20 protein-coding genes are annotated in these 19,325 nt (G+C 65.5%); 17 read left to right on the top strand and 3 right to left on the bottom strand.

What is annotated here, in order from left to right; translation table 11 throughout:
- Positions 1-379: 379 nt before the first annotated feature.
- The gene (gene hemB / locus V8U06_RS05625) at positions 380-1,384 is read right to left on the bottom strand and encodes a porphobilinogen synthase (protein ID WP_427139835.1); all 1,005 of its coding nucleotides are present in this window, start codon (positions 1,382-1,384) and stop codon (positions 380-382) included.
- Between the two features lie 98 nt (positions 1,385-1,482).
- Between hemB and V8U06_RS05620 the strand changes: the two genes are divergently transcribed.
- From V8U06_RS05620 to V8U06_RS05575, 10 genes are all read left to right on the top strand, one after another.
- Positions 1,483-1,974: a DUF6163 family protein gene (locus V8U06_RS05620; RefSeq protein ID WP_427139834.1), complete on the top strand. Its 492-nt coding sequence runs from the start codon at positions 1,483-1,485 to the stop codon at positions 1,972-1,974.
- 130 nt (positions 1,975-2,104) lie between these two features.
- Positions 2,105-2,617 (top strand): transcriptional regulator LdtR, encoded by a 513-nt coding sequence (gene ldtR, locus V8U06_RS05615; protein WP_226919689.1) that lies wholly within the window; start codon positions 2,105-2,107, stop codon positions 2,615-2,617.
- Between the two features lie 932 nt (positions 2,618-3,549).
- On the top strand, positions 3,550-4,872 hold the full coding sequence (locus tag V8U06_RS05610) for a L,D-transpeptidase family protein (protein ID WP_427139833.1): 1,323 nt from the start codon (positions 3,550-3,552) through the stop codon (positions 4,870-4,872).
- Positions 4,873-4,977: 105 nt separating this feature from the next.
- Positions 4,978-5,274 carry a type II toxin-antitoxin system RelE/ParE family toxin gene (locus tag V8U06_RS05605; protein ID WP_427139832.1) on the top strand — a complete coding sequence of 99 codons (297 nt, stop codon included), beginning with the start codon at positions 4,978-4,980 and terminating at the stop codon, positions 5,272-5,274.
- Between the two features lie 2 nt (positions 5,275-5,276).
- Entirely contained in the window at positions 5,277-5,585 is a 309-nt protein-coding gene (locus tag V8U06_RS05600) for an addiction module antidote protein (RefSeq protein ID WP_427139831.1), read from the top strand.
- 139 nt (positions 5,586-5,724) lie between these two features.
- Entirely contained in the window at positions 5,725-7,023 is a 1,299-nt protein-coding gene (gene glyA / locus V8U06_RS05595) for a serine hydroxymethyltransferase (protein WP_427139830.1), read from the top strand.
- A gap of 66 nt (positions 7,024-7,089) precedes the next feature.
- Positions 7,090-7,569, top strand: coding sequence for a transcriptional regulator NrdR (gene nrdR, locus V8U06_RS05590; protein ID WP_226919685.1), 480 nt, complete (start codon positions 7,090-7,092; stop codon positions 7,567-7,569).
- Positions 7,570-8,850, top strand: a complete 1,281-nt coding sequence (ribD, locus tag V8U06_RS05585) for a bifunctional diaminohydroxyphosphoribosylaminopyrimidine deaminase/5-amino-6-(5-phosphoribosylamino)uracil reductase RibD (protein ID WP_427139829.1) — start codon at positions 7,570-7,572, stop codon at positions 8,848-8,850.
- Positions 8,850-9,467, top strand: coding sequence for a riboflavin synthase (locus tag V8U06_RS05580; protein WP_427139828.1), 618 nt, complete (start codon positions 8,850-8,852; stop codon positions 9,465-9,467). Before ribD ends, V8U06_RS05580 begins: the two co-directional genes overlap by 1 nt.
- A 319-nt stretch (positions 9,468-9,786) precedes the next feature.
- Positions 9,787-10,923: a diguanylate cyclase domain-containing protein gene (locus tag V8U06_RS05575; protein WP_427139827.1), complete on the top strand. Its 1,137-nt coding sequence runs from the start codon at positions 9,787-9,789 to the stop codon at positions 10,921-10,923.
- A gap of 18 nt (positions 10,924-10,941) precedes the next feature.
- On the opposite strand, the gene V8U06_RS05570 is transcribed toward V8U06_RS05575, so the two are convergent.
- On the bottom strand, positions 10,942-11,445 hold the full coding sequence (locus V8U06_RS05570; RefSeq protein ID WP_427139826.1) for a cupin domain-containing protein: 504 nt from the start codon (positions 11,443-11,445) through the stop codon (positions 10,942-10,944).
- A gap of 195 nt (positions 11,446-11,640) precedes the next feature.
- On the opposite strand from V8U06_RS05570, the gene ribH reads away from it, so the two are divergent.
- The 4 genes from ribH (at position 11,641) to V8U06_RS05550 (ending at position 16,151) form a co-directional block, all read left to right on the top strand.
- A complete protein-coding gene (ribH, locus tag V8U06_RS05565; RefSeq protein ID WP_427139825.1) occupies positions 11,641-12,102 on the top strand; it encodes a 6,7-dimethyl-8-ribityllumazine synthase in 462 nt (153 codons plus the stop codon).
- On the top strand, positions 12,099-12,581 hold the full coding sequence (gene nusB / locus V8U06_RS05560; RefSeq protein WP_226919678.1) for a transcription antitermination factor NusB: 483 nt from the start codon (positions 12,099-12,101) through the stop codon (positions 12,579-12,581). The genes ribH and nusB overlap by 4 nt, the downstream gene beginning before the upstream one ends.
- A gap of 12 nt (positions 12,582-12,593) precedes the next feature.
- The gene (locus V8U06_RS05555) at positions 12,594-13,820 is read left to right on the top strand and encodes an MFS transporter (RefSeq protein ID WP_427139824.1); all 1,227 of its coding nucleotides are present in this window, start codon (positions 12,594-12,596) and stop codon (positions 13,818-13,820) included.
- Between the two features lie 192 nt (positions 13,821-14,012).
- A complete protein-coding gene (locus V8U06_RS05550) occupies positions 14,013-16,151 on the top strand; it encodes a sodium-translocating pyrophosphatase (protein ID WP_427139823.1) in 2,139 nt (712 codons plus the stop codon).
- Positions 16,152-16,313: 162 nt separating this feature from the next.
- Here V8U06_RS05550 and V8U06_RS05545 read toward each other — a convergent pair whose 3' ends face one another.
- The gene (locus V8U06_RS05545) at positions 16,314-16,781 is read right to left on the bottom strand and encodes an outer membrane protein assembly factor BamE (RefSeq protein WP_427139822.1); all 468 of its coding nucleotides are present in this window, start codon (positions 16,779-16,781) and stop codon (positions 16,314-16,316) included.
- Positions 16,782-16,933: 152 nt separating this feature from the next.
- Between V8U06_RS05545 and V8U06_RS05540 the strand changes: the two genes are divergently transcribed.
- The 3 genes from V8U06_RS05540 (at position 16,934) to plsX (ending at position 19,324) form a co-directional block, all read left to right on the top strand.
- The gene (locus V8U06_RS05540) at positions 16,934-17,488 is read left to right on the top strand and encodes a ubiquinol-cytochrome C chaperone family protein (protein WP_427139981.1); all 555 of its coding nucleotides are present in this window, start codon (positions 16,934-16,936) and stop codon (positions 17,486-17,488) included.
- 107 nt (positions 17,489-17,595) lie between these two features.
- The gene (locus V8U06_RS05535) at positions 17,596-18,150 is read left to right on the top strand and encodes a YceD family protein (RefSeq protein ID WP_427139821.1); all 555 of its coding nucleotides are present in this window, start codon (positions 17,596-17,598) and stop codon (positions 18,148-18,150) included.
- 118 nt (positions 18,151-18,268) lie between these two features.
- The gene (gene plsX, locus V8U06_RS05530) at positions 18,269-19,324 is read left to right on the top strand and encodes a phosphate acyltransferase PlsX (RefSeq protein ID WP_427139820.1); all 1,056 of its coding nucleotides are present in this window, start codon (positions 18,269-18,271) and stop codon (positions 19,322-19,324) included.
- Position 19,325 lies beyond the last annotated feature (1 nt).

Here is a 19,325-nt window from a genome sequence, read left to right as displayed (position 1 = left end):
CCGGGCACCTGCCTTTAGCGTTTTTCGCCGCACCCTTTTTCCGGATGCCGGATGGGATCCGGCGCTCAACCGCACCGCGTCAGCGAAGCGTGCAACGACGAGTCCTCTCGCCGCGCGGACGCGCGGCGGCTGGATTCCGGCTCAGGGCCGGAATGACGGAGGAGAGGTTGATGCGCGGAATGAAGCGGTATGCCGAGATTGGAAGACGTGCGCGAGGCATTGAGTTGAAGGCCATAGGAGGGCCATGCCTCCCCAAGGCGCCCGGCTCGACCGCCTCCCTCTCCGCCCTCACCCCGGACGTGCTCCGGGGTCCAGCGCGCTCGCGTCCGCGAGCGCGAAAGACTCAAGCCGTCTCACCCGGCAAGGCAAGCCGTCCGGCTTACCCCTTCTTCGCCAGATGCCGCGCCACGTCCATGGCGAAGTAGCTGAGGATGCCGTCGCAGCCGGCGCGCTTGAAGGCGAGCAGGGTTTCCAGCATCACGCGCTCGCCATCGATCCAGCCGTTCATCGCGGCGGCCTTGATCTGGCTGTATTCGCCGGAGACCTGATAGGCGAAGACCGGCAGGCCGAAGGCCTCCTTCATGCGCCAACAGATGTCGAGATAGGGCAGGCCCGGCTTGACCATCAGCATGTCGGCGCCTTCCTCGACGTCGAGCGCCGCGTCGCGCATAGCCTCGGTGCCGTTGGCGGGGTCGATGTAATAGGTCTTCTTGTCGCCCTTCAGCAGCCCGCCGGTGCCGATGGCGTCGCGATAGGGACCGTAGAAGGCGGAGGCGAACTTGGTGGCATAGGACATGATGCCGACATCCTGGTGCCCGGCCGCGTCGAGCGCCTGGCGGATGGCGCCGATGCGCCCGTCCATCATTTCCGAGGGCGCGATGATGTCGGAGCCGGCATCGGCCTGGATGACGGCGGCTTTCGCCACCAGGTCCACCGTCTCGTCGTTGACGATGACGTCGCCGCGCAGCACGCCGTCATGGCCATGGCTGGTGAAGGGATCGAGCGCCACGTCGGTGATGACGCCGATGCCGGGCACGGCCTTCTTGATGGCGCGCGTCGCCTCGTTGATGAGATTGTTGGCGGCAAGGCTGTTGGAGCCCGTCTCGTCGCGCAGGTGCATCTCGATATTGGGGAAGGTGGCGAGGGCGGGAATGCCGAGATCGGCCGCTTCCTTCGCCGCCTCGACCAGCCGGTCGACGCTCATGCGGTTGACGCCGGGCATGGCGGCGACGGGATCGACGACATTGCTGCCCGGAACGACGAAGACCGGCCAGATGAGATCGTCGACGGTCAGGCGGTTTTCCTGCACCAGCCGGCGTGTCCAGTCGGCCTTCCGGTTGCGCCGCATGCGGCGGTGGCCGGTGATCTCGTCGACGATGTTCATGATGCCTTGTCCTTCTGTATGCCCTTGCCGCCTCTTACCACGGCCGCCCCGCCAATCAAATCGGCCGCGGGGAGGGGGGCTGCGGCATATGGCCGTGCATGATGCGCTTTGTGGGCTTTATGCCCGCCGGCCTTGCCCTTACTGTCCGCGCCATGGTTGCTGATTCTGCCAAGGGCCCAAGACCGAGCCTCATCGAAACGCTGTTCATGCTGTTCCTGCGGCTGGTGGCGGTGGCCTCGCTGTGGTTCGCGCTGCAATACTGGGCGATGCTGACGGGCTTTTCGCTGGGCGGGCAGGGGCGGTTCGATCTTCTGCCGCCGGCCTGGAAGGCGGCCTCCACGGCGCTCGCCGTTCTCTTCCCCGTCGCCGCCGTCGGGCTCTGGCTTCTCGTCTCCTGGGGGCCGGTGATCTGGCTCATCGCGGCGGCCACGGAAATCGCCATGCACGAGGTCTATCCCTCGATCTTCGGCATCGACCGGATGCTGGTCATCATGCATCTCACGGTCGCCGTCGTCTTCGTTCTTTTCCGCGCCGCGCTGTTCCTCGAGCGCCGCCGCCAGGCCCGCACGGTAAGAACTGATTCACCCTGAGACAGCATCGCTTTTCGGTAAGGCGCTGTTAAGGCTGCGGTTTAAGTAGAATTTTAGATGCATTCGTTAGGTTCTCACTCAAGGCGGGAAAACAAACCACACCGCCAAACAAAACAGTGAGGCAGTAACAATGAACACCAAGATCAAGCCGCAGCAGGCCCCCGCCGTCGACCCGCAGGAAGACGCGATCCGCAACCTCTATCTCGAATCCCTCCACCTCGTCGAACGTCTGCACCGTCGTCTGCTCGACGTCATCAAGGACGAATTCGATCGCGCCGGCCGCTCCGACGTCAACGCCGTCCAGGCGCTGCTCCTCTTCAACATCGGCAACTCGGAACTGACCGCCGGCGAACTGCGCTCGCGCGGTTACTATCTCGGCTCCAACGTTTCCTACAACGTCAAGAAGCTGGTCGACCTCGGCTTCATCAACCACCAGCGCTCGCGCATCGACCGTCGCTCGGTCCGCATCTCGCTGACGGAAAGCGGCCAGGAAATCGCCGAGACCGTCGCCAAGCTCTATGAGCGCCACATCGGCTCCATCCAGAAGGTGGGCGGCATCGGCGAAGGCGAGTTCAACCAGATGAACAAGCTGCTCCAGCGCCTCGACCGCTTCTGGAACGACTCGATCCTGTATCGCCTGTAAGCCCAGGCGCGTTTCCGACCTCCTCCATAAAAGCCGGCCGCGTCCCCTGCGCGTCCGGCTTTTGCCGTGTTTTCTTTTCGGCTGCCTTCGGGGTGACGGAGGAGAGGGGGGCCCAAGCGCGAATGGAGTGCTGGCGGGACGGCTGCATGTTCGCGTCTTCGTTTGCACCCAAAAAACTTGCAGCAAGTTTGGCCGATTCCTCTCTCGCCTCTGTCTCTCGCCCGTCATGCCGGACTTGATCCGGCATCCAGCCGCCGCGCGTCCGCGCGGCGAGAGGGCGCCTGCCATCTGCTGAAACGCGTCTCCGGCGCTCGCGGACGCGAGCGCGATGGACCCCGGATCAAGTCCGGGGTGACGGAGGAGAGGTTTTCGGAATTGTCGAACGGCATGCCGGCGGCACGGCTGCATGTTCGCGTCTTCTTCTGCACCCGAAAACGTGCAGCAAGCGCCGCTGTCTCCTCTCTCGCCGCTCCCTCTCCTCCGTCATGCCGGACGTGATCCGGCATCCAGCCGCCGCGCGTCCGCGCGGCAAGAGGGCGCCTGCCATCCGCTGAAATGCGTCTCCTGCGCTCGCAGACGCGAGCGGGCCGGAGCCCGGATCAGGTCCGAGGTGACGGAGGAGACGGCGGTTTCCGATAGAGAGGGCGGCGGCCCTGCCTTGGTGACGAAGGTGATGGCCTTATGCGACGCCTTTAAATGACGAATCGCTCACGCCGTCGTGTCCTCTCCGCGCCGGCCAATGCTCCTCCGAGACACGAATTGGCCATATTGCTGTGACACCCGGACGCTGGGCTTAAGGTATGCGCGGGCGGCAGGGCCGGTTTGCGTTTGTTAACCCTGTTCGTGATAGCTGCATCGGGTATGGAACCCCTTGCGCGCCGTGCCGCGTGCACCTCGCCGCAGGAGCGGCGTCTCAGGAGATGGTAGGATAGATGTCTCGCAAAACCGGATTTGATGTGTTCTCGCGCCGCGCATTCCTGCGCTCTGCCGCAACCTTCGGCGCCGCCGCCGTGGCCGGCCCGACGCTCGCCCAGACGGCGCTCGACGACATTCTCAATGCTCCGCGCCGCGGCAACTGGGACGACCAGTTCGACGCCGAGGCTTCGCGTACCGCCGTCGCCGTCGTTTCCAACAACCCGATCTTCGGTTCGGGCAGCTCCGGCTACCTGCAGCAGGCCATCGTCGATTACCAGAACATCGTGTCGAGCGGCGGCTGGCCGACGGTCAACACGCAGCAGAAGCTGGAAATGGGCGTCGCCGATCCGGCCGTCCAGCAGCTTCGCCAGCGCCTGATCATCTCGGGCGACCTGCCGCGCTCGGCCGGCACCAACGGCGCGTTCGATTCCTACGTCGACGGCGCCGTCAAGCGCTTCCAGGCCCGCCATGGCCTTCCGGCCGACGGCGCGGTCGGCGAATACACGCTGAAGGCCCTGAACGTTCCGGCCGAAACCCGCCTCGGCCAGCTCCAGACGAACCTCGTTCGCCTGCAGTCCATGTCCGGCGACCTCGGCCGCCGCTATGTCATGGTCAACATTCCGGCCGCCTATATCGAGGCTGTCGAGAACGGCCGCGTCGCCTCGCGCCATACCGCCATCGTCGGCAAGATCGATCGCCAGTCGCCGGTGCTGAACTCCAAGATCTACGAAGTGATCCTCAATCCCTACTGGACCGCGCCGCGCTCGATCATCCAGAAGGACATCATGCCGCTGATGCGCAAGGATCCGACCTATCTGTCGCGCAACTCGATCCGCCTCTTCGACGGTTCGGGCGCCGAGGTCTCGCCCGAGACGGTCGACTGGAACGCCGAGAAGGCCCCGAACCTGATGTTCCGCCAGGACCCGGGCAAGATCAACGCCATGTCCTCGACGAAGATCAACTTCCACAACGAGCATCAGGTCTACATGCACGACACGCCCCAGCAGGGCCTGTTCAACAAGCTGATGCGCTTCGAATCGTCCGGCTGCGTGCGCGTGCAGAACGTGCGCGACCTCTCGGTCTGGCTGCTCAAGGAAACCCCCGGCTGGTCGCGCCAGCAGATGGAAGCGACCATCAAGGGCGGTGTCAACACGCCGATCACCCTGGCCGAGGAAGTCCCTGTTTTCTTCACCTACATCACCGCCTGGTCGGCCAAGGACCGCGTCGTGCAGTTCCGCGACGACATCTACCAGAAGGACGGCGCGACGGAACTCGCCCTCCAGACCGGCTACAACCAGGAAGGCGGCCAGGCCGTCGACAGCGACCTGCTGCCGCAATAAGGCAACGCCACCGCCTATTCGATGGGCCGCGTCTCTCCCCGGAGGGCGCGGCCTTTCGATTCCGGGGTACTTGAAGGTGTGTCCTCCATAGAATACATTTTTTCGATGTTCACGCTGATCGCGAGCAGCCGGTTCGAGAAATGGTTCGGGAGTCTCAAGGACTATCGCGCAAGCGCACGCATTCGCCAAAGGCTCGCCCGGCTGGAGCAGGGACATTTCGGCGACGCCAAGCCTGTCGGCGATGGCGTCAGCGAGATGCGCATCGACTACGGCCCCGGCTACCGCGTCTATTTCATGCGCAGCGGCGCGGTGGTCGTCGTTCTCCTCTGCGGCGGGCACAAGGGGAGCCAAAGCAGGGACATCGAAGAGGCCAAACGGATCGCCAAGGCGTGGAAGGAGTGACGATGCAGGAGAAGACAACGTTCAAGCCGTTCGACCTCGCGCAAAATCTGGGCAGCGAGGAGGAGATCGTCGAGTTCCTCGCCGCGGCCTTCGAGGACGGGGATCCCGCCCATATCGCCCATTGCCTCGGCATCGTCGCGCGGGCGCGCAACATGGCCCAGCTTGCCCGCGATGTCGGCATGAGCCGCCCGGCGCTCTACAAGGCCCTCAGCGGGGAGGGCAATCCCGAATTCGCGACCGTCGTGAAGATCATGCATGCGCTCGGCATCGGGCTTGCGCCGGTGTCGCGGAAAGACGACGCGGCTGCCTGAGCGCGCCCGGGGAATGAAAGCGCCCTGTCGTTTTTGTTTCATAAGGCGCATGGAAATGGCGCAAACCGTGGAGCGGATATTGCCCTTGCCATGCGAGGACGATAAACACCGTGCCACCCACCCTTAAGGAGCCTCGAGGATGAGCCAGTCTTCCGCCACCGACGTTTTCTTCACGCGTTCCCTTGCCGACACCGACCCGGAAATTTTTGGCTCCATCCAGAAGGAACTCGGTCGCCAGCGCCATGAGATCGAGCTGATCGCTTCGGAAAACATCGTTTCCCGCGCCGTGCTCGAAGCGCAGGGCTCGATCATGACGAACAAGTATGCCGAAGGCTATCCGGGCAAGCGCTACTATGGCGGCTGCCAGTTCGTCGACATCGCGGAAGAACTTGCCATCGAGCGCGCCAAGAAGCTGTTCGGCGTCAACTTCGCCAACGTGCAGCCGAATTCCGGCTCGCAGATGAACCAGGCCGTCTTCCTCGCGCTGCTGCAGCCGGGCGACACCTTCATGGGCCTCGACCTCAATTCGGGCGGCCACCTGACGCACGGTTCGCCGGTCAACATGTCCGGCAAGTGGTTCAACGTCGTGTCCTACGGCGTGCGTGAAGGCGACCACCTGCTCGACATGGACGATGTCGCCGAGAAGGCCCGCAAGAACAAGCCGAAGCTCATCATCGCCGGCGGCACCGCCTATTCCCGCATCTGGGACTGGAAGCGCTTCCGCGAGATCGCCGATGAAGTCGGCGCCTATCTCATGGTCGACATGGCCCACATCGCCGGCCTCGTCGCCGGTGGCCAGCACCCGTCGCCGTTCCCGCATTGCCACGTCGCCACCACCACCACGCACAAGTCGCTGCGCGGTCCGCGCGGCGGCGTCGTGCTGACGAACGACGAGGACATCGCCAAGAAGATCAACTCGGCCGTCTTCCCGGGCCTGCAGGGCGGCCCGCTGATGCACATCATCGCCGCCAAGGCCGTCGCCTTCGGCGAGGCGCTGCAGCCGGAATTCAAGGAATATGCCGCGCAGATCGTCAAGAACGCCAAGGCGCTCGCCGAGACGCTGAAGGCCGGCGGCCTCGACATCGTTTCGGGCGGCACCGACAACCACCTGATGCTGGTTGACCTGCGCAAGAAGAACGCGACCGGCAAGCGCGCCGAAGCCGCGCTCGGCCGCGCCTATGTCACCTGCAACAAGAACGGCATTCCGTTCGACCCTGAAAAGCCCTTCGTCACCTCGGGCGTCCGTCTCGGCACGCCGGCCGGCACGACGCGCGGCTTCAAGGAAGCCGAGTTCCAGGAAATCGGCAACCTCATCGTCGAGGTTCTCGACGGCCTGAAGGTCGCCAATTCCGACGAGGGCAATGCAGGCGTCGAAGCCGCCGTTCGGGAAAAGGTCGTCGCGCTGACGGACCGCTTCCCGATGTATCCCTACATGTAAGACGCTGTTGCGGGGAAAGGGTCGCGCGGGCTTCCGCGCGGCACCGCCCGCAAGCAAGGAGAGGTCATGCGCTGCCCCTATTGCGGTTCGGAAGATTCGCAGGTGAAGGACTCCCGTCCCGCAGAGGACGGGGCCGCCATTCGCCGCCGGCGCATCTGCCCGGATTGCGGTGGCCGCTTCACGACCTTCGAGCGCGTGCAGCTGCGCGAATTGATGGTCGTCAAGAAGACAGGCCGCAAGGCCCCCTTCGACCGCGACAAGCTGCTAAAATCCTTCGAGATCGCGCTTCGCAAGCGTCCCGTCGACCGGGACCGCATCGAGCGCGCGGTCTCGGGCATCGTCCGCCGGCTGGAAAGCTCCGGCGAGACGGAAATCGCCTCCGAGGAAATCGGCCTCCAGGTGCTTGAAGCGCTGAAGGCGCTCGATGACGTGGGCTTCGTGCGCTACGCCTCGGTCTATCGCGACTTCTCCCATGTCGACGATTTCGAGAAGATCCTCTCCGAAGTCGCCGCCAAGATCGCCCGGGACCCGGGCGTCGACGGCTAGATGTCCGGCGAGCGGGACGATGCGCGCTTCATGGCGGCGGCGATCCGCCTCTGCCGCCGCAATCTTGGCCTGACGTCCACCAATCCTTCCGTTGCCTGCCTGATCGTCCGCGATGGCACCATCGTCGGTTCGGCCGTGACCGCGCCGGGCGGACGGCCGCATGCGGAGACGCAGGCGCTGGCCGCCGCGGGCGCTGCGGCGCGCGGCGCCACGGCCTATGTCACGCTCGAACCCTGCTCGCATCACGGCAAGACGCCGCCCTGCGCCGATGCGCTGATCGCCGCCGGCATCGCCCGTGTCGTTGTCTGCGTGACCGACCCGGACGAGCGCGTGGCGGGCAGGGGATTCTCCATGCTGCGGGCCGCCGGCATCACGGTGGAGGCGGGCCTGCTGGAGACCGACGGCCGTGCGGCGCTCGCCGCCTATCTGACGCGCCAGACGAAAAAGCGGCCGCATGTGACTCTGAAACTTGCCGTTTCCGCCGATGGCATGCTCGGCCGGCTGGGCGCGGGGCAGGTGGCGATCACCGGTCCCGTCTCGCGCGGGCAGGTGCACGTGCTGCGCGCCGAGACGGACGCGATCCTCGTCGGCATCGGCACGGCGCTGGCCGACGATCCCGAACTCACCTGCCGCTTGCCGGGTCTCGAAAGCCGTTCGCCGGTGCGCATCGTGCTCGACCCCCGGCTGGAACTGTCGCCGGCCTCCAGGCTGGCGCAGACGGCGCGGCAGGTGCCGGTCATCGTGGTGGCGTCGCGGGACGAGGCGGGAGCACCCCCCTCTGGCCTGCCGGCCATCTCCCCCTCAAGGGGGGAGATCGACAAGAGGCACGATCCCAGTTCCACCGGCGAGGGCCTGTCAGCGGTGTCGGCACGAAGGGCGGAGGAAACCCCTGCCTCCCCGATCTCCCCCCCTGAGGGGGAGATGGCCGGCAGGCCAGAGGGGGGTGACGCCGTTCCCTCCGTCGCGGCGCGCGCCGCCGCGCTCGAAGCCGCCGGTGTGGAGATCCTGACCTGCGACCCGCGCCGGCTCGACGATCTGCTGATGGCGCTGGCGACGCGCGGCATTTCCTCGCTGCTGGTGGAAGGGGGCGCGCGTACGGCGCAATCCTTCCTCGATGCCGGGCTCGTCGACCGCATTCTCCTGTTCGGCGGGGCCGTGGCCCTTGGCAAGGACGGGGTGGCATCCCCATGTGTGCCCGGGCGGGCGCCGGACGGGTTTTCGCTTCGCCGCACGGCGCAGTACGGCGCCGATCATCTATACGATTACGAAAGAGGCGAGTGATGTTTACCGGCATTGTCACGGATATTGGAACGGTGGAGAAGGTCGAGCCCATGAACGAGGGCGTTCGCCTGCGCGTGCGCACGAACTACGACCCCGCCACCATCGACATGGGCGCCTCCATCGCCCATTCCGGCACCTGCCTCACCGTCACCGCACTGCCGGAAGAGGGCGCGAACGCCCGCTGGTTCGAGGTGGAAGCCTGGGAAGAGGCGCTGCGCCTGACGACGATCGGCAACTGGAAGGCCGGCACGCGCATCAATCTCGAACGCTCGCTGAAGATCGGCGACGAACTCGGCGGCCATATCGTTTCGGGCCATGTCGACGGCAAGGCGGAGATCCTCTCCGTCGAGGCCGAGGGCGACGCCACGCGCTTCCGCATCCGCGCGCCCGAGGGGCTGGAACGCTTCGTGGCGCCCAAGGGCTCCGTCGCGCTCGACGGCACCTCGCTCACCGTCAACGCGGTGGACGGCGCGGTCTTCGACGTGCTCCTCATCCGCCACACGCTGGAAGTGACCACCTGGGGCGAGCGCAAGGCCGGCGACTTCATCAATTTCGAGGTCGACACCATGGCGCGCTACGCCGCGCGCCTCGCCGAGTTCCCCGCGCCCAAGGCGTAAAGAGCCTGCGACGAAACCCTTCCCGCCGCCGGTGGGAAGGCCGGACCCGTCTTTTCGCTGGCACCCTTTGACAGGGCGACGGCCGCCTTTTCATCCGGATCGGAACAGGTGCGATTCCGGGCCTTCCCCACAATGCCATTCTCTCCAAAAGGGCACGGCGAAGGCCGTGCGGCCCGCACCGGCGTGACGCAGGCGTGACATCATGGGGCCGCGTTGCGGAACGGCACATGTATGATGTGGAAGACTGCCCCAAGGGTAACGATATCGATACTTCTCGCCTTCTAGGGTGCGTGCCTGGGACCTCGGAGACCGTTCACGCATGACGCCTGACTACAACACGCTCCTCCTGGCAATTGCCCTGTCCGGCTTCTGCCTGTCGGCGACGCTGTTTGCCTCCTGGCTGTCGGCGCGGGTCGAACGGTTCCTGCTGTCATGGTCGCTCGGCATCGGCTGCATCGTGCCGGCCGTCGCCGCCTACAGCGCCTATTTCGAGAACCCGGATTACCGCATCGGCTGCCTCGCCTTCATGCTGCAGTTCGTCGGCTTCGCCTTCATCTATGGCGCGGCCTATCGCTTCCGCACGCACCGCAGCGGCCGCCGGCGCATGATCCTGCACTTCGCAACCTGCTCGCTCGTCGCCCTGCCGTGGCTGATCGTCGGCCTCGACGGTATCGGCTTCATCGCGCTCAACCTTCTGATCGCCGCGTCGATGATCGCCACCGCCGCCGAATACTGGCGCGGCCGCGACGAGGCGCCGCTGCCGCTGACGGGCATCGTCATCCTCTATCTGCTGACCGCCGTCTCCTTCCTGCTCTGCGCGGCCGTGCTCATCCATGACGGCCAGTGGGTGCTCGGCCATGCCCCGAACAACTGGGCGGAAAACCTCAATCTCGTCATGGCGATCATCGGCATCACCGGCATCGGCGCCATGTCGCTGGCGCTCAACCAGTGGCGCGTCGCCGGAAGCCACCAGCGGGCGGCCAATACCGACGCGCTGACCGGTCTTCTCAACCGCCGCGCCCTGTTCGACCGCTTTGGCGACGAGCCTGTCGGTGCGCACCGGGCGGCGATCGCCTTCGACCTCGACAGCTTCAAGTCGGTCAACGACCGCTACGGCCATGCCGCGGGCGATGCCGTGCTGAAGGTCTTTGCCGACGTTCTGGGCGAAGTCTGCGGCGCGGCCGCCTGCATCGCCCGCCTCGGCGGCGAGGAGTTCATCGTCGTGCTGGACCGCACCCTGCCGGACCGCGCGCAAAACGTCGCCGAGCGCGTGCGCGCCGATTTCGCGGCAAAACTCATTCCCATCGGCCGGCGCACGATCTCCTGCACGGTCAGCGCCGGCATCGCCTTCGGCAATGCCGGCTGCGCGAGCTTCGATTCCCTGCTCAGCAATGCCGACAAGGCGCTCTACAGTTCCAAGCGCAACGGCCGCAACCGCGTCTCGCTCGCGGCCTGATCCCCCTGGCTTGGCGCCTTACGCGCCGGGCTCACCCTCCCAGTAATCCACCTCTTCGCCACCCCGGTTGATGGTGCGAAAATCGGTGCGCCCGCCCGTCGCGGTCCGCGTCTTGGCGAGGAACTTGCCGGAATCCGGATATTCGCAGATCTCCGTCGCCGCCATGGAAGAGATCGAGAGATATTTGAGCGGCACCGTGCCGGTGTTGATGATCTGGTGCGCCGTTTCCGGCCCGCCGGCCGGCGCGCCGAGCACGTCGCCCGGCCCGATGAGCTGGCGTTCGCCGCCATACCGATAGGTGCCGTGCCCTTCGAGAATGACGAACAGTTCGTCCTCGACATGGTGGCTGTGGAACGGACAGCTCGACTTGCCGGGCGGCACCTCGCTGTAGCCGATGCCGAGAGCCTTCAGGCCCAGAAGGGCGCCGAAGGACGTGTCGCGCGATTCATAAAGGGTGCCCTGCGTCCAGTAGTCGAGCGTCAGCTTCGCCAGATTGACGACGGGCGGGTTCTGCTTCTCCATGCGGATCTCCTCTGGGGTTGACATACCGTTCACTCTTCGTTCATGTCTGTCAATCCCGTTTGCCGTAACGAGGCCCATGCCGGGGGCCGAAATCGCCGGGCGGGGCGGAAATCGCTTGCCAAGCATCGTTGGGCGTGGTTTGACCGCCGCCTCTGCCCGCCTGCGCGCGGCCTGCCTCCAATTTTCAGGTGAATCATGGCTGACACCGATAATCCCCATCTCCTCATCGTCGAGGCCCGCTTCTACGACGACATGGCCGATGCGATGCTCGACGGCGCCAAGCATGCGCTCGACGCCGCCGGCGCCACCTACGACATCGTGACCGTCATGGGCGCGCTCGAAGTGCCCGCGGCCATCGCCATGGCGCTCGACGGCATGGAAAATGCCGGCACCTGGTATGACGGCTTCGTCGCCCTCGGCATGGTCATCCGCGGCGAGACCTATCATTTCGACATCGTGGCCAACGAATCCAGCCGCGCCCTGATGGACCTTGCCGTCAGCGAGAGCCTCGCCATCGGCAACGGCATCCTGACCGTCGAGAACGACGCCCAGGGCTGGGCGCGCGCCCGCCGTTCGGAAGGCGACAAGGGCGGCTTTGCCGCCCGTGCGGCCCTCACCATGATCGAGCTGAAGAAGAAACTGGGCGGCGAACAGTGACGACGGACAGGGACCAGCAGCCGGTGAAGCCGGCCAACCAGCGCGGCGCGGCGCGTCTTGCCGCCGTGCAGGCGCTTTACCAGATGGATATCGGCGGCGCCGGCGTGCTCGAGATCGTCGCCGAATACGAGGCGCACCGCCTCGGTCAGGAAGTCGACGGCGACACGTACCTCAAGGCGGACGCCTCCTGGTTCCGCTCGATCGTTTCGGGCGTCGTGCGCGACCAGCGCCAGCTCGACCCGATGATCGGCGCGGCGCTGCAGGACGACTGGGCGCTGTCGCGGCTCGATTCCACGGTGCGCGCCATCCTGCGTGCCGGCACCTTCGAGCTGAAGGAGCGCAAGGACGTGCCCGTCGCCGTGATCGTCACGGAATATGTCGAGATCGCCAAGGCGTTCTTCGAAGACGAGGAACCCAAGCTGGTGAATGCGGTGCTCGACCGGATCGCCAAGCAGGTCCGGACCGAAAATCGCAAATAAACGGTAGGCATAATGAGCACTGGCACGGTCGAAGGTCTTGAACGGGAACTGTCGGCCGCCCGCCGCAACGTGTTCCTGCTGATGTTTGCCCAGGCGCTGCTCGCCTCGGCCGGTCCCATCGCCTTTTCCATCGGCGGCCTTGCCGGCTACAATCTGCTCGGCACAGACAAGTCGCTCGCCACCGCGCCGCTGACGGCCTTCAATGTCGGCGTCGCGCTCGGCGCCATGCTGGTCGCGCTCGCCGCGCGCATGCTCGGCCGCGCCCAGGGCTTCGTCGTCGGCGCGCTGGTCGGGGCAGGGGGCGGCGTCATCGCCGCCATCGCGCTCTTCCGCGGCGATTTCTGGCTCTTCGCCTTCGGCTTCGTGCTGATCGGCATTTCCGGCGGCTTCGCGCAGAAGATCCGCTTTGCGGCGGCCGATGCCTCGCCGTCCTTCTACAAGCCCCGCGCGATCTCCTGGATCCTGGCCGGCGGCGTCATTTCCGCCATTCTCGGCCCGCAGGTGGTGATCTTCACCAAGGACCTCTTCGAGCCGGTGCTGTTTGCCGGCGCCTTCTTCGCGCTGCTGCCGCTCTGCCTTGCCGCGATCCCGCTGCTTCTGGCGCTGCGCCTGCCCGACCACAAGGCGGCAAGCGCCGCCTCGGGCGAACCCGTGCGGCCGCTGCGCGAGATCGTGCTGACGCAGCGCTTCATGACGGGCATGATCTGCGGCATCTCCTCCTATGCCCTGATGACCTTCATGATGACCGGCGCGCCGCTCGCCATGGTCATCGGCTGCGGCTTCTCGCCGGAAATGGCGACGCTCGGCATCCAGTGGCACGTGCTGGCCATGTTCGGGCCGAGCTTCTTCACCGGCATGCTGATCCAGCGCTTCGGCACGGAGAAGGTGGTGGCCGCGGGCCTCGTCATCCTCATGGCCTGCGCGCTCGTCGCCCATGCCGGCATCGAGCTATGGAATTTCTGGGGCGCGCTCATCCTGCTCGGCGTCGGCTGGAACTTCGGTTTCATCGGCGCGACCGCCATCGTCGCCTCCAGCTATCGCCCGCACGAGGCCGACAAGGTGCAGGGCTTCCACGACATCATCCTGTTCGGCGCGGTGGCGCTCGCCTCCTTCTCGTCGGGCAAGGTGTTCAACGCCTACGGCTGGCAGACGATCAACCTGATGTTCTGGCCGATCACCGGTCTCAGCCTCGTTCTCGTGCTGCTGCTGGTCCTGCGCACGCGCCGCGCCGCCGTCTAATCGGTTCGCATCGGCCCACGCCGAAAAATCCGTTTTCCATAAGTGCTTGCCGCAGTGCGGCGACTTGACGCAACCGATTCGCAAACGCACTCTGGCCGCGCACCACCCCTGGCTTGTGAGGAGGCAAGAAGGGGCGGGCGCATCTCGGCGGCGGGGAGAGGACCCCGCTGTCTCCAAGGAGGACAGAGCGAAATGACCATATTGTTTGGCGTTATCGCATGCGGGTTGCTTTCGGTGGTTTATGCCATCTGGGCGACGCAGTCGGTGCTTGCCGCCGACCAGGGCAATGCCCGCATGCAGGAAATTGCAGGTTATATCCGGGAAGGGGCGCAGGCCTATCTCACCCGGCAATACAAAACCATTGCTATCGTCGGGGTCGTTGTTTTCGTCGGCACCTGGCTGCTTCTTTCCGCAACGGCCGCCATCGGGTTTCTGATCGGCGCCGTCCTGTCGGGCGTTGCCGGTTTCATCGGCATGCATGTGTCCGTCCGCGCCAATGTGCGCACGGCCCAGGCCGCGTCTGTCAGCCTGTCCTCCGGCCTCGACATCGCCTTCAAGTCGGGTGCGATCACCGGCATGCTGGTGGCCGGTCTCGCGCTTCTCGGCGTGTCCATCTACTACTCGATCCTGACCGGCGTTCTCGGCCAGGAACCGGCCTCGCGCGAGGTCATCGACGCGCTTGTCGCGCTCGGCTTCGGCGCGTCGCTGATCTCGATCTTCGCCCGTCTCGGCGGCGGCATCTTCACCAAGGGCGCGGACGTCGGCGGCGACCTCGTCGGCAAGGTGGAAGCCGGCATTCCCGAGGACGACCCGCGCAACCCGGCCACCATCGCCGACAATGTCGGCGACAATGTCGGCGACTGCGCCGGCATGGCCGCCGACCTCTTCGAGACCTATGCGGTGACGGTCGTCGCCACCATGGTGCTGGCGGCGATCTTCTTTGCCGGCACGCCGGTTCTCGCCAGCGCGATGATCTATCCGCTCGCCATCTGCGGCGCCTGCATCATCACCTCGATCGTCGGCTCCTTCTTCGTCAAGCTCGGCTCCAACGGCTCGATCATGGGCGCGCTCTACAAGGGCCTCATCGTGACGGGCGTGCTGTCGATCCTCGGTCTCGGCGCGGCGACGTCGCTCACCATCGGCTGGGGCGCGATCGGCACGGTCGCCGGCAAGGAGATCACCGGCACGAACCTCTTCATCTGCGGCCTGCTCGGCCTCGTGGTGACGGCGCTCATCGTGGTGATCACCGAATATTATACCGGCACCAACAAGCGCCCGGTGAACTCCATCGCCCAGGCCTCGGTGACCGGCCACGGCACCAACGTCATCCAGGGCCTTGCCGTCTCGCTGGAATCGACGGCGCTGCCGGCGATCGTCATCGTCGGCGGCATCATCGCCACCTACCAGCTCGCCGGCCTCTTCGGCACCGGTATCGCCGTGACGGGCATGCTCGGCATTGCCGGCATGATCGTGGCGCTCGACGCCTTCGGCCCGGTCACGGACAATGCCGGCGGCATCGCCGAAATGTCCCACCTGCCGCCGGAAGTGCGCAAGTCCACCGACGCGCTCGACGCCGTCGGCAACACCACCAAGGCCGTCACCAAGGGCTATGCGATCGGTTCGGCGGGCCTCGGCGCGCTCGTGCTCTTCGCCGCCTATTCCAATGACCTCGCCTATTTCGCGGCGAACGGCGACAAATATCCGTACTTCGCGGATATCGGCACGATCTCCTTCGATCTCTCCAACCCCTATGTCGTCGCCGGTCTCATCTTCGGCGGCCTCATCCCGTATCTCTTCGGCGGCATCGCGATGACCGCCGTCGGCCGGGCGGGCGGCGCGGTGGTGGAGGAAGTGCGCCGGCAATTCCGCGAAAAGCCCGGCATCATGGAAGGCCGCGACAAGCCGGACTATGGCCGCGCGGTCGACATGCTGACCAAGGCCGCCATCCGCGAGATGATCATCCCCTCGCTGCTGCCGGTGCTGGCCCCGCTCGTCGTCTATTTCGGCGTGCTGGCGATTTCCGGCTCCAAGGCCTCGGCCTTCGCCGCGCTCGGCGCCTCGCTGCTCGGCGTCATCGTCAACGGCCTGTTCGTCGCCATTTCCATGACCTCGGGCGGCGGCGCATGGGACAATGCCAAGAAGAGCTTCGAGGACGGTTTCGTCGACAAGGACGGCACCCGCCACATGAAGGGTTCGGAAGCCCACAAGGCCTCCGTCACCGGCGACACCGTGGGCGACCCCTACAAGGACACGGCCGGCCCCGCCGTCAACCCGGCGATCAAGATCACCAATATCGTGGCCTTGCTGCTGCTCGCCGTTCTGGCTGGGTAAGCCAAGCATTTCCAGCCGAAGCGGCAACGCTTCGGCGTCGGAGAATGCGGCAACGAGAAATCGCCAGGGCAGTTTCGGTGAACCGCAATTGCCCTGGATGCCCAAACAAAAACCGCGGGGAGCGATCCCCGCGGTTTCTTTTTGAAATCCTGTGGTCTTCGATCAGTTGTTGCCGAAGATGTTCTTCATCACCGTGCCGGGGTTCGCACCGCCGCGCAGGAGCTGGCCGAGGAAGGTCGTCTCGGCGCCGCCCGTCGGGGTGACGCGGGCGATCATGTCGAAGACCTTGCCGTCCTGCAGCTGGTAATGGGCGAGGCGCTCGACATTGCCGTCCTTGTCGAAATAGACGGCGAGCACGCTCTGCTCGACGACCTTCGGCTTGAGGAAGGCGGCGGCGCGCTTCCGCTTCTGCGAGATGTAGTAGAAGACCTCGTTGTCGAAGGTCGCGGTCGAGGACGGCGTGCCGAGCGAGAGCAGCACCTGCTCGCGCGAGGAGCCGACCGGGGCCAGCGCCAGCGTTTCCTGATCCACGACATAGCCCTGGTAAAGGACTTCGCTCGGGCCCTGGCAGGCCGTCAGGACGGAGGCGGAGAGGGCGACGGCAATGGCGGCGTTACGCAACAGCTTCATATTCTGAGAATCTCTCTTCACAACATCCCCGGGACGATGATGGCCGCGCAGCCATTGCAATTCATGCCTGCTTCGGTAAACCAGCTTCGACCGTCATGCAACATGACTTGCGACGGCTCCATGGTTTGAATCGGGCAAAACTAGGCTTTATGATGATTTTCGGCCTGTTCGGCAAAAAAAACGGCAACCGGCGCATCGTCGAAAAGCAATACGCGACCCTGACAAAGGCCGCACGCCATCCCTATCTCTATGAAGCGCTTGATGTTCCCGACACGGTGATGGGCCGCTTCGAGATGCTCTCGGCGATGCTGATCCTTTACTTCCGGCGCACGCGCAAGAGCGCGACGTCCGGCCAGGAGATCGCCCAGGAGATCGTCGATGCCTTCTTCGAGGATGTCGATCATTCGATTCGCGAGCTCGGCGTCGGCGATGTCGGCGTGCCCAAGCGCATGAAGAAATTCGCCGGCATGTTCTACGGCCGGCTGGAATCCTATGCGACGGCGCTCGACGCCGGCGACCGCGCGGGCCTGGCGAGCGCGCTCCGGCGCAACATCCATCCCGAGGCGGGCGAAGGCGCGCCGGCGATGGGCGGGCTTGCCGCCTATCTCTTTACCGCGGAGGCGGCGATGGCGGATGTCGGCGAGGACGCGATCGCGCTCGGCGCGCTCGATGTGGCCGCACCCGGCCCGCAGGAACACACCGCCTGACGGCGGGGCCTTGAAGAAGACGCCGCCATGGGCGGCTGGCCCGAAAACACGCCGCCACAGGCGGGGGCTTGAAGAATACGCCGCCATGGGCGGCTGGAAGGCAGACGATGAAGAAAGACGACGAAACGCCCTTTTCCTATCCCGTCAAGGTCGGCCACATCTCGGCCAACCCGGTCGAGGTGACGATCAGCGCCGATGCCGAGGAGCGGGCGGGGCTTGCCGCGCTCTGGTCGATCCTCGAGGTGAAGGCGCTGACGGCGACCTTCGAGGTGCGCCGCTGGAAGCGTGACGGCGTGCGGCTGAAGGGCCGCGTCACGGCCGATATCGTGCAGGCCTGCGTGGTGACGCTCGATCCGGTCGAAAGCCATATCGACGAGCCGGTCGATGCGATCTTCGTGCCCGAGGGGTCCAAGCTGGCGCGCCTGCCGGTGGCCAGCGAGACGGGCGAAATGCTGCTCGATCCCGACGGTCCCGACGCGCCGGAGATCTTTACCGGCGACACGATCGATGCCGGGGAAGTGGCCGCCGAACATGTGGCGCTGGCGATCGATCCCTATCCGCGCCGGGCCGACGTCGCCTTCGGCGGGCATATCGAAAGCACCGACAAGGACGACCGCAAACCCTCGCCCTTCGCCGTCCTGAAGGACTGGAAAAAAGACTGAAACGGCCGTAAGGCCGCCGATAATTCAGTTGTGCCCCCGGCGAAAAGCGGTATTTTGGCCGAATTCCGCCGCGGTGGCCTTCTGCCGCTGGAAACAAGAGAACTAAGGCAAGACTCGCGTGGTCAGAATTTCCGTCGATGTCATGGGTGGCGATTTCGGTCCGAAGGTCGCCATCCCGGGCGCAGCCAAGGCCCTCGAGCGCCATCCCGAAATCCGCTTCGTGCTCTATGGCAATGCCGCCGAATGCGAGCCGCTTCTGGCGCAGCATCCCAAGCTGAAGGCTGCCAGCACCTTCCATCATTGCGACGTCGCCGTCGCCATGGACGAGAAGCCGAGCCAGGCGCTGCGCCGCGGCCGGGGCAAGTCCTCCATGTGGCAGTCGATCGCCGCGGTGGCCAAGGGCGAGGCCGATGTCGCCGTCTCCGCCGGCAATACCGGCGCGCTGATGGCCATGTCCAAATTCTGTCTGCGCATGATGGCCAATATCGAGCGCCCCGCCATTGCCGGCATCTGGCCGACGCTCAAGGGCGAGAGCATCGTGCTCGACATCGGCGCGACGATCGGCGCGGACGCCAACCAGCTGTTCGATTTCGCGCTGATGGGCGGCGCCATGGCGCGCGCGCTGTTCGAGATCGACAAGCCGACGCTCGGCCTGCTCAATGTCGGCGTCGAGGAGATCAAGGGCCAGGAAGAGGTGAAGGCCGCCGGCCAGCTCATCCGCGAGGCCAATTTCGACACGATCGAGTATTACGGTTTCGTCGAAGGTGACGATATCGGCCGCGGCACGGTGGATGTCGTGGTGACGGAAGGCTTTGCCGGCAACATCGCGCTGAAGGCGGCGGAAGGCACGGCGCGGCAGATCGCGGAATATCTGCGGGCCGCCATGTCGCGCACCTGGCTCGCCAAGCTCGGTTACATCCTGGCCAAGGGCGCCTTCGACCGGGTGCGCGAGAAGATGGATCCGCGCAAGGTCAATGGCGGCGTGTTCCTCGGCCTCAACGGCATCGTCATCAAGAGCCATGGCGGCACCGACGCCGAAGGCTTTGCCGCCGCGGTCGATGTCGGCTACGACATGGTCCGCAACGGCCTGAAAGACAAGATCGAAAAAGATTTGCAGAAGTATCACGCGGGCCGGCCTGTCGAAGGCGTCCAGGGCGTGGGCGACGAGGTATAGA

It is taken from the genome of Shinella sp. G-2, from assembly GCF_050172695.1.
In the GTDB taxonomy this organism is placed as follows: domain Bacteria; phylum Pseudomonadota; class Alphaproteobacteria; order Rhizobiales; family Rhizobiaceae; genus Shinella.
This window is presented reverse-complemented; position numbering and strand designations above follow the sequence as displayed.